Annotated in this window: 11 protein-coding genes; 6 read left to right on the top strand and 5 right to left on the bottom strand. The window is 67.7% G+C overall.

The window, feature by feature from the left end:
- Window positions 1-77 precede the first annotated feature (77 nt).
- The 6 genes from H4V95_RS15080 to H4V95_RS15055 are packed head-to-tail and all read left to right on the top strand — an operon-like array spanning window position 78 to window position 7,881.
- Window positions 78-1,799: an ABC transporter substrate-binding protein gene (locus tag H4V95_RS15080; RefSeq protein ID WP_209730951.1), complete on the top strand. Its 1,722-nt coding sequence runs from the start codon at window positions 78-80 to the stop codon at window positions 1,797-1,799.
- Complete coding sequence (locus tag H4V95_RS15075) at window positions 1,796-2,749, top strand: ABC transporter permease (protein WP_196867182.1); 954 nt, start codon at window positions 1,796-1,798, stop codon at window positions 2,747-2,749. The genes H4V95_RS15080 and H4V95_RS15075 overlap by 4 nt, the downstream gene beginning before the upstream one ends.
- Window positions 2,749-3,702 carry an ABC transporter permease gene (locus tag H4V95_RS15070; RefSeq protein ID WP_196867181.1) on the top strand — a complete coding sequence of 318 codons (954 nt, stop codon included), beginning with the start codon at window positions 2,749-2,751 and terminating at the stop codon, window positions 3,700-3,702. The genes H4V95_RS15075 and H4V95_RS15070 overlap by 1 nt, the downstream gene beginning before the upstream one ends.
- 4 nt (window positions 3,703-3,706) lie before the next feature.
- Window positions 3,707-5,515 (top strand): gamma-glutamyltransferase family protein, encoded by a 1,809-nt coding sequence (locus H4V95_RS15065; protein WP_209730950.1) that lies wholly within the window; start codon window positions 3,707-3,709, stop codon window positions 5,513-5,515.
- A complete protein-coding gene (locus tag H4V95_RS15060) occupies window positions 5,499-7,199 on the top strand; it encodes an ABC transporter ATP-binding protein (RefSeq protein ID WP_209730949.1) in 1,701 nt (566 codons plus the stop codon). Before H4V95_RS15065 ends, H4V95_RS15060 begins: the two co-directional genes overlap by 17 nt.
- Window positions 7,200-7,203: 4 nt before the next feature.
- Window positions 7,204-7,881, top strand: coding sequence for a GntR family transcriptional regulator (locus H4V95_RS15055; RefSeq protein WP_245345732.1), 678 nt, complete (start codon window positions 7,204-7,206; stop codon window positions 7,879-7,881).
- Window positions 7,882-7,893: 12 nt separating this feature from the next.
- Here the strand turns inward: H4V95_RS15055 and H4V95_RS15050 are convergent, their stop codons facing one another.
- From H4V95_RS15050 to H4V95_RS15030, 5 genes are all read right to left on the bottom strand, one after another.
- Window positions 7,894-9,087, bottom strand: coding sequence for a phospholipase D-like domain-containing protein (locus H4V95_RS15050; protein WP_209731389.1), 1,194 nt, complete (start codon window positions 9,085-9,087; stop codon window positions 7,894-7,896).
- Window positions 9,088-9,160: 73 nt separating this feature from the next.
- A complete protein-coding gene (locus H4V95_RS15045; protein ID WP_209730948.1) occupies window positions 9,161-9,922 on the bottom strand; it encodes an urease accessory protein UreD in 762 nt (253 codons plus the stop codon).
- 38 nt (window positions 9,923-9,960) lie between these two features.
- Window positions 9,961-10,710, bottom strand: coding sequence for an urease accessory protein UreG (ureG, locus tag H4V95_RS15040; RefSeq protein WP_209730947.1), 750 nt, complete (start codon window positions 10,708-10,710; stop codon window positions 9,961-9,963).
- Window positions 10,703-11,431 carry an urease accessory protein UreF gene (locus H4V95_RS15035; RefSeq protein ID WP_209730946.1) on the bottom strand — a complete coding sequence of 243 codons (729 nt, stop codon included), beginning with the start codon at window positions 11,429-11,431 and terminating at the stop codon, window positions 10,703-10,705. The genes ureG and H4V95_RS15035 overlap by 8 nt, the downstream gene beginning before the upstream one ends.
- 52 nt (window positions 11,432-11,483) lie before the next feature.
- Window positions 11,484-13,190 (bottom strand): urease subunit alpha, encoded by a 1,707-nt coding sequence (locus H4V95_RS15030; RefSeq protein ID WP_209730945.1) that lies wholly within the window; start codon window positions 13,188-13,190, stop codon window positions 11,484-11,486.

Raw genomic sequence — 13,190 nt, 5'->3', positions numbered from 1 at the left:
AAGTTTATTGTTGTATGCAATCGGTCACATGAGACCTGCACCACATGCAGTCCCCGCCTCCTGAGCCAAGGATGAAAATGCCGCCCACACCACTGACGCCACCGGCCCCGCCGGAAACGCCCGACACACCGGAAACGCCTGACACGCGATCACGGTCGCCGTTCAAACTGGCCGGCGTGTTTGCCAGCGCCGCCGCCGTGGCCCTCGCGATGACCGCCTGCCAGCCACTACAGGCTCTTGAACCAGCACCCGAGCGCGAAGAGGTCACCACCGCGTCCCTCGACGGCAAGACCATTGTCGAGGGCGGGGACCTGGTGATGGCGCTCTCCGCCGAACCGGATCGCCTGGACCCGACGACGTCGTCGTCGCTCTACACGCGCTACGTCATGCAGACCATGTGCCAGAAGCTCTACGACATCGATGCGTCGGGCGAGCTGGTTCCCCAGCTCGCCACTGAACTCCCCGAGGTCTCCGAGGACGGACTCACCATCTCCATCCCGGTCCGTCAGGACGCCGTGTTCGCCGACGGCGCCGAGTTTAACGCCGAGGCGGTCCGTCAGACACTCGACCGGCACCTCAACCTCGAGGGATCCTCCCGTGCCAGCGAGCTCGGACCGATCACCAGCATCGAAGCGACCGACGAGTACACGGTTGAGATCACCTACGAGACGCCCTTCGCGCCGCTGACCGCTGCACTGGCCGACCGGGCCGGGATGATGCTCTCACCCGAGGCCCTTGACGCGACGGGGGAGAACTTCGGTGACAACCCCGTCTGCGTGGGGCCGTTCAAATTCGTCGACCGGGTGCCGCAGACCTCGATTTCCGTCGAACGGGACCCCCTGTACTACGACGCCGAGAACGTCCACCTGGACACCATCACCTACCGGATCATCACCGACGCGAATATCCGCGCGGCAAACCTGCGATCCGGTGACGTCCATGTCGCCGACACCATCTCGCCGCAGGACATTGATGCTCTGACGCAGGAGAACGGCATCGGCATACTTCAGGTCGGGTCCCTCGGCTACCAGGGTCTGACCATCAACCTCGGCAACACCGAGGGAGTCGGCGAACCGGTCGGCACCATCGACACTCCGCTGGCGCAGGAGGCAGCGGTGCGGATGGCCCTGTCCATGTCGATTGACCGCGAAGCCCTGGTGAACACCGTGTTCAACAGCTGGTACCAGCCGGCCTGTTCGCCCATCTCCCCGGAAAGCCCCTTCACCTCAGAGCTCAGCGAAGACTGCCCGCCGTTCGACCCGGAAGGCGCCGTCGCCCTGCTGGAGGAGGCCGGCATCGAAACTCCCTACGACATCGAAATGCAGGTCTCCAACGCTCCCGACACGCTCCGGTTCGCGCAGGCCCTCCAGGCCGCCGTCTCCGAGGAGGGTGCGTTCAGCCTGAAGATCGTCCCGGTCGAGTACTCCACCCTGCTGGATGTGCAGTCACGCGGTGACTTCGAGATGCTGCAGCTCGGCTGGTCCGGCCGCGTCGACCCGCACGGCAACATGTTCAACTTCCTCTCCACCGGGGGAGGCAACAACTACTCCGGTTACAGCGTTGAGGAGGCAGACACCCTGCTCCGGCAGGCAGCGCAGGCCACTGACGACGACGAACGCGCCGAACTGTATGGCCAGGTGGTCGAGAAGATCCAGGTAGACAACCCACTGATCTACCTCTACCGGGTGCGCAGCCTGACCGCCTACACCACCAACATCGCCGGGGTGGAAACCTTCGCCGATGGCGTGGTGCACCTGTCCAACGTGGCCTTCATCGAGACCGAAGGGGCACAGCCATGATCCGCTACGTCGGCACCCGGCTCTGGCAGTCGGCGCTCACCCTGATCCTGGCATCACTGGTGGTGTTCATCGGCGTCCGCCAGCTACCCGGCGACCCGGCACTGGCCATGGCCGGGGAGGAAGCCACCCCCGAACGGGTGGAGGCCATCCGCGAGCAGCTGGGGTTGAACGAGTCGCTGACCAGCCAGTACTTGACGTTCCTCGGGAACATCTCCCGCGGTGACTTCGGCGAGTCCACCCGCACCGGGACCCCGGTTACCGAGCTCATCGCCACCACCCTGCCGGTCACGCTATGGCTGTCGGCCTACGCGATCGTCGTCGCGGTCGTCGTCGGCATCCTCTTTGGCGTCATCGCCGAACGGTTCCGCGGGCGGTGGCCGGAATGGCTGGCCAACGGGTTCGCGCTTATCGGATTGTCGGTCCCGAACTTCTGGCTGGGAATCCTCGCGATCCTCTACCTGGCGGTGACGCTCGGCTGGTTCCCGGCGTCGGGCTACGTTGACGTCGCCAGCGACCCGCTGCGCGGCCTCTATTACCTCACCCTCCCGGCGATCATCCTGGGCACCGGACTGGCCGCGGTGATCATGCGGCAGACCCGCGCGTCGATGATCGAAACGATGAACACCGACTATGTGCGCACCGCCCGGGCCAAGGGCCTGGGCCGGGGCAGGGTCCTGATGCGCTACGGCCTGCGGAACTCGCTGATCGTGGTTGTGACCATCGTTGGCCTGCAACTCGGTGGGCTGATCTCCGGTGCTGTGGTGACCGAACGGATCTTCGCGCTTCCCGGCTTCGGGAAGCTCACCCTCGACGCAGTGTTTACCCGTGACTACCCGGTCATCCAGGCCGTGGTCCTGATCATCACCGTTTCCTACATTGTGATCAACCTGGCCGTGGACATCCTGTACTCAGTCGTCAACCCGAAAATCCGAGTCGGAGGAGCCAACTGATGGCCGCCACAGAAATCGCCCCCACAGGCTCCGGCCCAGGCGCCGGACCGGGCAACGGTCCGGGCACCGGAGCGGAAACCGCGGGCCTCGGCTCGGCGCGTGGCCGGATCTGGCGCTCGCTGCGCCGGAACCCGCTCGGCATTGCCGGCGGCATCATGCTGGCGCTGGTGGTCCTCGCCGCCGTGCTGGCCCCGGTGATCGCTCCCTATGACCCCACCGAGGTCCACTTCGAGGCACCCTTCCAGGACCCCCTGACCGTCGGGTTCCTCCTGGGCACCGACGACCTGGGCCGGGACATCTTCTCCCGCATGCTCTTCGGCATGCAGGCGTCGCTCCAGGTGGGTGCGCTGTCGGTGCTGCTCGCCGTCGTCATCGGCACGCCTCTGGGGCTGCTGGCCGGCTACTGGAAAGGGTTCGACGCCGTCATCTCCCGCCTCACCGACGTCACCCTGGCGTTCCCGTTCCTGATCATCGCCGTCGGGCTGGCCGCGATCAGCGGTCCGAGCCTGTCCAACGCCGCGATCGCCCTGGGGATCGCGCAGATCCCCACCATGATCCGGGTGGTCCGCGGCGAGACGCTGCGGATCAAGGAAAGCGACTTTGTCTTGGGGGCGCGCACCATGGATGCCTCGGGGCTGCGGATCATGGCTCAGCACGTGCTGCCCAACGCGGCCTCGGCGATCATCGTCCAAGCCACTGTGATCATGCCGGTCGCGGTGATCGGCGAAGCACTGCTGTCCTTCCTCGGCCTCGGCATCCAGCCTCCAACACCTAGCCTGGGTATCATGCTCTCGGATGCACAGCAGTACATTTTCAGGTCTCCCACGGCTGCCATCTTCCCCGGCATCGCGATCGCCGTGATCTGCCTGGCGTTCAACCTGTTTGGGGATGCACTGCGCGACGCACTCGATCCCACCAGCACCTCCCGTTCCCGCAAGAAGAACCGAAAGTGACTCGATGACCTACACCACCCCAGCTACCTTCACCACGCGGCCCACCCTGGAGGGCACCTTCGGAATGACCGCGTCCACCCACTGGCTGGCCACCGCGTCGGCGCAGGCGGTCCTCGAGCGTGGCGGGAACGCTTTCGACGCCGCCGTCGCCAGTGCCTTTGTGCTGCACGTGGTCGAGCCGCACCTGAACGGCCCCGGCGGCGATATGACCGGCGTGTTTGCCACCGCCGAGAACCCGTCCGAACCCATCGTCCTGATGGGGCAGGGCCCAGCCCCCGCCGCCGCCACCCGCGAGCACTACCTCGCGGAGGGACTGGAACTGGTGCCCGGCTCCGGTGCGCTCGCCGCCGCGGTGCCCGCCGCCGTCGACGCCTGGCTGCTGCTGCTCCGCGATCACGGCACCTGGGAACTCGGCGACGTGCTGGCCTTCGCCATCGGCTACGCCCGCAACGGGCACCCGATCGTGGGACGGGTGGGCGCCACCATCTCCTCGGTCGCCGAACTGTTCACCGAGCACTGGCCGACGTCGGCAGCGCTCTGGATGCCCGAGGGTCGGGCCCCCGCCGCCGGCGACATGGTCAAGAACGAGGCCTACGCCTCCGTCCTGGACCGGCTGGCCGCAGCCGGCGCACCCGGAGCCACGCGGGAGGAGCGCATCGACGCAGCCCGGCGCGAATGGAGCGAAGGTTTCGTCGCGCAGGCCGCCGTCGCCTTCTCCGCCCAGCCGCACCGTCACTCCTCCGGCACGGACCACGCAGGAGTGATGAGCCTCGAGGACTTCGCCGGCTGCCAGGCCGGCTACGAGCCAGCCACCACCTTCGAGTTCCGCGGCTACACCATCGCGAAGACCGGCGCCTGGGGGCAGGGGCCCGCCTTGCTGCAGACCCTCGCCATCCTCGCCGGGTACGACGACGAGCACCTCGACCCGTCCACCGCGCTCGGCGCCCACACCATCCTCGAGGCGCAGAAGCTGGCGATCGCGGACCGGGAGGCCTACTACGGCGACGCCGACGTCCCCCTGGAGTACCTCTTGTCCGAGGAGTACGCCGCTGAGCGCCGCACGCTGATCACCGAGAAGGCATCTGCCGAGTTCCGGCCCGGGACCGTGCCCGGCCGCGAACCCTTCATCCCGCCGCTGCGCACCGAATACACGGCCCCAGCCCTCGCTGGCGTGGGCGCGATGGCGGGCGTCGGCGAACCGACCGTCTCGCGAAGCGGTGAGACCCGCGGGGACACCTGCCACATCGACGTCGTCGACCAGTGGGGCAACATGGTCTCCGCCACGCCGTCGGGCGGCTGGCTGCAGTCCTCACCGACCATCCCCGAGCTCGGGTTCTGCCTGGGGTCCCGGCTGCAGATGACCTGGCTGGAGGACGGGGCGCCGTCGACCCTGCGCCCGGGCAAGCGGCCTCGCACCACGCTGACACCGACCCTGATCCTGAAGGACAGCGTTCCCGTGGTGGCGTTGGGTTCGCCCGGAGGGGACCAGCAGGACCAGTGGCAGCTGCTCTACATTCTGCGGACCATCGTCGGCGGCTACTCGCCGCAGCAGGCGATCGACGCACCCTCGCTGCACACCACGTCAATCCCCGGGTCGTTCTACCCCCGGACCTGGGAGCCCGGCGGGGCTGTGGTCGAGGACCGTCTCGGTGAGGATGTCATCACCGATCTGGAGGACCGCGGCCACGTCGTCACCCGCGCGGGAGACTGGGCCCTCGGCCGGATTTCCTCTGTGGTGAGCGACCCCGCAACCGGCGTCCTGAAGGCCGCCGCCAACCCGAGAGGAGCGCAGGGCTATGCAGCAGGGCGATGACCTGAACGGAGATAAGTTGACCGCAGTGGAGTCCGACAAGGTGTCCCGCGAGGTCCTGCTCAAGGTCGAGAACCTCGAGGTAACGTTCGGTTCCGCCCCCGTCCTCCACGACGTCAGTTTCGAGCTGCGGCGGGGGGAGCGGGTGGCGATCGTGGGCCAGTCCGGTTCCGGCAAGTCCACCACCATCGGCGCCATCCTGCAGCTGCTGCCCGGTGACGGGTACGTCTCCAACGGATCGATCCGCTTGGGGTCCTCCGGTGACGTGGTCGACCTGGCCGATGCGTCGGACGCCCAGATGCGCTCCATCCGCGGCTCGCGCCTCGGCCTGGTCCCGCAGGACCCGATGTCCAACCTCAATCCGTCGATGAAGGTGGGCCCGCAGATCGCCGACGCGCTGATCTCCAACCGGGAGCCGGGCAGCGAACGGCTCGACCGGGCACAGGTGAAGTCGCGTGCCGTGGCGCTGATGGCGGAGGCGGGAATTCCCGACGCCGAACGCAGGTACGGGCAGTACCCGCACGAGTTCTCCGGCGGCATGCGCCAGCGGGTGCTCATCGCGATCGCACTCGCCGGGGAGCCGGAACTGCTGATCGCTGACGAGCCGACGTCGGCCCTCGATGTGACAGTGCAGCGGCAGATCCTGAACCACCTGCAGAACCTGGTGGACGCCCGCGGCACGTCACTGCTGTTCATCACCCACGACCTGGGCCTGGCCGCAGACCGCACCGACCGCATCATCGTGATGTCCGAGGGGCGCATCGTCGAGGTGGGCACACCGCGCGAGATCCTCCTCAACCCGCAGGAGGACTACACCAAGGCCCTCGTGGCGGCGGCGCCGTCGGTCGCGGCGGTACTTGGCCGGGAACCGGCGGGCGGCGGCATATCCTCCATCGCCGGGCCTGAACCGATCCTGGTCATCCGCGACCTGTTCAAGGAGTTCAAGCTGCGCGGCCAGCGCGGCGGGACCGTGCAGGCGGTGAAGGATGTGTCATTCACCGTGCAGCGGGGGACGACCACCGCCGTCGTCGGCGAATCCGGGTCGGGCAAGACCACCGTGGCCCGGATCATCCTGGGCCTGGAAACCGCCACCTCGGGTAATGCACTGATCGATGGGCAGGCGATCACCGCCAGCCGTGGGCAGCAGCGGAGGGCGCTGAGGCGGAAGGTGCAACCGGTGTTCCAGGACCCGTACGGCTCGCTCGACCCGACGTTCAGCATTGAGCGGCTGATCGACGAACCCCTGCGGATCTTTAAGGTGGGGGACAGGGAGAGCCGCCGGAAGAAGGTAGCCGACCTGCTGGATCAGGTGGGCCTGCCACACAGCATGGCGCAGCGTCGGCCGAATGAACTTTCCGGTGGGCAGCGCCAGCGCGTGGCCATCGCGCGGGCCCTGGCCCTGGAGCCGGAAATGCTCATCCTCGACGAGGCGGTGTCTGCCCTGGACGTGCTGGTGCAGGACCAGATCCTGCGGCTGCTCGCCGATCTGCAGGACCGGCTGGGGTTGACCTACCTGTTCATCAGCCACGACCTCGCCGTCGTCCGGCAGATTGCCGATAATGTGGTGGTCATGAAGGCAGGCGAGGTGATGGAATCAGGAACCGTGGACCAGGTATACAACCGGCCCGGGTCCGGGTACACCCGGGAACTGCTGGGAGCGATTCCTGGTGCTGCCTTTGCTGCCTGACCCCATGCCGGCCGAGCCGGCACCCAAACAGCGGGTGCAGGACGAGATCCGGCACGACATTATTTTCGGTTCGCTCCACCCGGGTACCCGGGTGACCGAGGCGGTGCTCGCCGCGAAGTACGGGGTGTCCCGTATCCCGGTGCGTGAGGCGTTGCGCGCGCTGGAGGCCGAGGGGTTCGTCGAGTCCAAGCCCTACGCCGGATCAACCGTCTCGGAGATTCCGGTGGACGACGCCGACGATCTCTTCTCCGTCCGCGAGGCGTTGGAGGCCGCCACGGCGCGGCGTGCGGCGCGGCGCGCGGCCGCGCAGTTCAGTGCCGGTGCCCCGAGCGCTGAGTGGTGGAGGGTGCGCCGGCAGCTCGCTGACCTGCTCGATGACGGCGATCAGGCCGTCGCCGCGGGCAACCTCGAACTGCTGCCGGAACTGAACATCAGGTTCCACCTCGGTATCGCCGAACTGAGCGGCAGCGCCTCCCTGACGGCGTTGCTGCGCCAGATTTCCGGCAAGATCGAATGGCTCTACGCCACCGACGTCGACAACCGGGGGAAACAGTCCTGGAGCGAGCACCGGTTGATCATGGCCGCGATCGACGCCGGCAACCCCGCCGAGGCCGAGCGGCTGATGGCCGGCCACGTCCACCAGTCGCGGGTGGGATACCTGGACCGCTTCGCCGCACCCTGACGGGTTCGCAGATTAGAGGAGGGGGCGGAGCGGGGCGAGAATGGCCTCGCTGACGCGGGCCACAATATGGCGGCGCTCCCACTCCTTACTGGTCAGGATCCGGCTGTTCCCGCTGTCCACGGCGAAGATCCTCTCCATGCTGTCGGCGAGGCCCTCGTCGAAAATCTCCAGGTTGATCTCGTAGTTCCCGGTCAGGCTCAACCGGTCAATGTTGGCGGTGCCCACGGTGGACCACTGGCCGTCCACGGTGGCAGTCTTCGCGTGGATCATGGCGTTCTGGTAGAGCAGCACCTGGATCCCGTTCTCCAGCAGCGACGAATAGAACCCCCGTGACAACCAGTCGGACAGCACGTGGTTGGATTCCTCCGGCAGGATCACCCGCACATCCACCCCGCGCTTGCTGGCACGCAACAGGGCATTGAGGATCTGCTGGTCCGGGATGAAGTAGGCGGTGGTGATGTAGATGTGGTCCCTGGCGCGGTTGATCGCGTCGAGGTAGACCCCGCGGATGGGGAACACCAGGTTCGCCGGGATGTTGTTGACCGCACGGAGGCGTGGCTCCCAGAATTCGGCACTGATGTCGTCCAATGGACGACGGGACCGTGAGGAGGTCAGGTTCCAGACGCTGACGAAGGCTTCCCTGAGTTCCCAGACCGACGGGCCCACGATCCGCAGGTGGGTGTCGCGCCACTTGGTGGCATAGAGGCTGCCGATGTTGTAGCCGCCCACAAACCCGGTGGTCTCGTCGACAACCAGCAGTTTGCGGTGGTCGAAGCCGGTGCCCCGGATGTTCGTGAAGATGATCGACGGTCGGAACACCGGAAACCTGAAGACCCGCACAGCGGGGTGGAACTTGTAGAACGACCGCCTGACCACGAGGTTTGCGAACCCGTCGTAGATGACATAGACCTTCACCCCGCGCGCGGCGGCGTCGTTGAGGGCATCCCGGAAGGCACGGCCGACGGCGTCGCCCTTCCAGATGTAGGTTTCCATCAGGATCTGGTGCTCGGCGGACCGGATCGCCTCGAGCATTGACTCGTAGAGGTCCTCGCCATAGGTGTAGACGGTGGTTGCCGAGCCTGCGACCCGCCCCTCGAAGATGCCCGGCTTGGGGAACCCCTCGCGCTTGGTCCTGATCTTCTTCTGGACCGTGTCAATAATCACCAGGGTTGCGGCGACCGCAGCCTGCAGGACACCGAGGGCCATCAGAGCCCTCCGAACGACAGTGCTTGCGAAACCGACAACGCGCTTGGGGTGGTGAAGAGGCATACTCACGAGCCTATCGCCACGCGGTGAAAACCTGCTCCACCTGCTGTGTCACAGAGTGGGCACTATCCGCCAGGACCCGGGCGACCGCACCACCGGAGGCGGTGTCGAATCGGGTCAGGCTCGTGCTCTGGAGGACCGGAGGCGTGAAGCCCAGGGCCGTTACGGCGCCCAGCACCCGGGTACCACCGAGCACTCCCATCGCCGACCGGTGGTCCCCGGTCAGATCCAGTTCCTCGACCAGAAGATCCCCGGCAGGTCCGGTGCAACGCACCGAGCTGCGCAGCTCCCCTGGCCGCTCCCCGGTGCGGCCGCGCACCAGGACCTCCTGCAGGACGAGCCGTGCGCCCGCCGCCAGCGACACCCGGGTTTCCCTGAGGACATTGGCGCCCTCAGCCACGACCAGCGGTGCCCCGGCCCACAGCAACGTGCCGCCGTCGGCGACGGTCGCCGAAAGCCGCCACCGGGCCTGCACACCCGCCGCGTTGTAGGCGACGAGGCCCGCCGGTTCCACCACCTCAAGGGTGACCCCGGCGCCCACCGACACCTCGATCAGCACCTCGTCGCCACCGAGGAGCATCATGGAGATCCCGATCAGGGCGACGCGCGCGTGGGTGGGGTCCACTCCCGCCCCGGGGCTGCCGGCCAGGGGATGCACTGGGCGTGGGGCGAGGAACTGGCCCTGGTCCAGCACCGAATAGCTGGCCCGCCCGCGGGCCAGCTCGACGCCGATCCGGGTGGGACGTACCGGCTCACCCGTCGATCCTTCACCCATCGACCCTTCTAAAGCCGACCCTTCGAAAGCCGTCACCCCTACTGCCGGTGTGTGCCAGCAGACCCGGAGGATTCGTCGTGGGTGTGCACGTAGCCGCCGTCGTCGTCGGCGTGGAAATGCGGGGCCATTGGCCCCGGATCCTGCGGCGTGTGCGTTCCGGCCCGGTGCTGCACCACCATTGACCGGACCCAGTCGGCGAGCTCGGCGACGGTCGCGGGAACCTTGCGTGACAGGGCCAGGACAGGGCCCCCCTCGCGGGCGTCGGAGGCGTCGGCCAGCATCAGGTCGACGTCGACGTCCACGTACGGTGCCAGATCGATCTTGTTGATGACGAGCAGGTCCGCCCGCGCAATGCCGGGGCCACCCTTCCGGGCGACGTCGCCGCCGCCCGCCACATCGAGCACGAAGATCTGGGCGTCCACCAGGGCGGGTGAGAACGTGGCGGTGAGGTTGTCGCCGCCGCTTTCCACCATGACCAGGTCCAGGGGTGCGAAGTCGGACTCGAGGTCCTCCACGGCCAGAAGGTTGGTGGTGACGTCGTCGCGGATGGCCGTGTGCGGGCACGCCCCGGTCTCGACGGCGCGGATCCGCTCGCCGGGGAGCACCCCGGCGGATTTCAGGAAGCGCGCGTCCTCGTCGGTGTAGATGTCATTGGTGATGACCCCGATGGACAGCTCGCCTGACATGGCGCGGCAAATCGACGCGATCAGTGAACTTTTCCCGGTGCCGACCGGGCCCGCAATGCCGAGCCGGAAGGAACGGGTGGAGGGGGTAGGGATTTCAGGCAACGAACAGTCTCCTTGTTCTGGTGGTGTGTTCCTGCGCCCACTGCTCCATCCACGGAGCGCTGAGCGCGGGCAGGTCGTCTTCGGTGTGGATGGTCAGGGCGGCACGCGCGACGTCGTCCATGGCGGTGCCGGCGTCGAGAATCCAGCGGGTGCCGGTCATCGGGTCGATGGGGAGCAGCTTCAGCGCCGCGGCGACCACGGATTGCGCGTCGTCGTAGCAGCAGAGCAACGCCAGTTCCAGTTCCGGCACCCCGAGAGCCGCGCCGAGGACGCCTAACGCAACCGGCCGGGTGGGCTTGGGCACCTCACGGGCCAGCCGGGCGACGGCGGGATTCCCCGGGACGAGGGTCACGGCCAGACGCAGCATCCCGCGTCCGAGCCGGCGGGATGCCTCGCGCTGGGCCTCAGCAGGCGTCCTCGCGTCCAGCGCCGCCTCGATCGGGGCGAAGGCCAGCGTCCCGGGGGGTGACCCGCCGGTGTCCGTTGACTCGCCCTGCGCCTGCGCCTGCGCCAGCACCGCGCGTCGGTGGGCGAGGACCGCCGCCGCTGTCTCCACCCGCATCACCGTGGTGAGCCGGGACAGGAGATAACCGTAGACCTGATCCGGTCCCAGCCCTCCCAGGACCGCTGGCTCCAGTCCCGCCGAATGGGCGTACGCACCCGAGGGCAGGCGGGAATCCGCGAGCAGGAAGCCGGCAAGAGCCGATGCGCTGACGCCCATGCCTAAAGTCCCATTCCTCGAACCATGCCTAATCCCATGCCGTGTCCCATGACTAGAACAGGGTGTAGCGCTGGGTCAGGGGCAGTTCGGACGCGGGAGCTGGTTCGATCTCCTGGCCGTCGATGCTCACCCTGAACGTTTCGGGGTCCACCTGGATATCCGGCAGCGCCGTGTTGTTCGGCAGCGACGCCTTGGTGACCCCGCGGGTATCAGCGATGGCCGTCAGGCGTCGGGTGAGGCCCAGCCGGTCGGCGAGCCCGTCCTCCAACGCGGCGGGCGTGACGAACGACGTCGACAGGTGCGGCGCCGAGGTCGCCGTCCCCGCCAGGGCCTCACGCATCCAGACGGGTTGAGGGGTGGGAAGCGAAGCGTTGGGGTCGCCCATCTGACCCGCGACAATAGCCCCGCCTTTGATCACCAGCGACGGCCGGATCCCGAAGAACGCCGGATGCCACAGCACCAGATCCGCCAGCTTTCCGACGGCGATCGAGCCCACCTCGGCGTCGATCCCGTGGGCCACCGCAGGGCAGATCGTGTACTTGGCCACATAGCGGCGGGCCCTTTCGTTGTCGGCGGGCGACGCCGAGTCGGTGGTGCCCAGATGATTCTTCATCACGTGGGCCACCTGCCAGGTGCGGGTGATGGTCTCGCCGATACGGCCCATCGCCTGCGCATCGGAAGAGGTGATGGAGAGGGCGCCCAGGTCCTGCAGCACGTCCTCGGCCATCATGGTGGTGGCCCGGATGCGCGACTCGGCAAACGCCAGGTCTTCGGGGATGCGCGGGTTGAGGTGGTGGCACACCATCAGCATGTCCAGGTGCTCCGCCACCGTGTTGACCGTGAACGGCAGCGTGGGGTTGGTTGACGCGGGGAGCACATTGGCTGCTGCGGCGACGGTGATGATGTCCGGGGCGTGGCCCCCGCCGGCCCCCTCGGCGTGGAACACGTGGATGCCGCGGCCCCCGACCGCCTCGAGGGTCTGCTGGACGTAGCCTGCCTCGTTGAGCGAGTCGGCGTGAAGCGCCACCTGCATACCCCACCGGTCTGCGGCCCGCAGTGCCGCGTCGATGGCGGCGGGGGTGGATCCCCAGTCCTCATGGACCTTGTACCCGGCGGCGCCGGCGAGGGCCTGCTCATCCAGGGCCGCGTCGCTGACCGTGTTGCCCTTGCCGTACAGGAGGAAGTTCAGGGGCAGCGAATCAAGGGCGCGGTGAATGGTGGCGAGGTTCCAGGCGCCGGGGGTTACGGTGGTGGCCTTTGTACCCTCGGCGGGACCGGTTCCGCCGCCCCCGACGGTGGTGATTCCGGAGGCGACCGCCTCCCGGAGTGCGGCGGTGCCCATCAGGTGCACGTGGCTGTCGATGCCGCCGGCGGTGAGGATCTTGCCCTCCCCGGAGATCACCTCGGTCCCCGGCCCGATGACCAGGGCTGGGTCAACCCCGTCCATGATGTCCGGGTTGCCCGACTTCCCGATGCCGATAATCCTTCCGTGCCGGATCCCGACGTCGGCCCGGACGATGCCCCAGTGGTCCAGGATGACCGCGTTCGTGATGATCAGATCCGGGGCGCCCTCGGCGCTGGTCCGGGTGGACTGGGCCATGGATTCGCGGATGTTCTTGCCGCCGCCGAACACTGACTCGTCTCCGCCGAACGTGTAGTCCTGTTCGGGGGTGATCCACAGGTCTGTGTCGCCGAGTCTGATCTGGTCGCCGACGGTGGGTCCGTAGAGGTGGGAGTAGTCGTGCCTGCTGATGTCCAT

It is taken from the genome of Arthrobacter sp. CAN_C5 (assembly GCF_017875735.1).
Taxonomy (GTDB): Bacteria; Actinomycetota; Actinomycetes; order Actinomycetales; family Micrococcaceae; genus Arthrobacter_D.
Note: the sequence above shows the minus strand (reverse complement) of the source record. Positions and strands in the feature narration are given on the sequence as shown.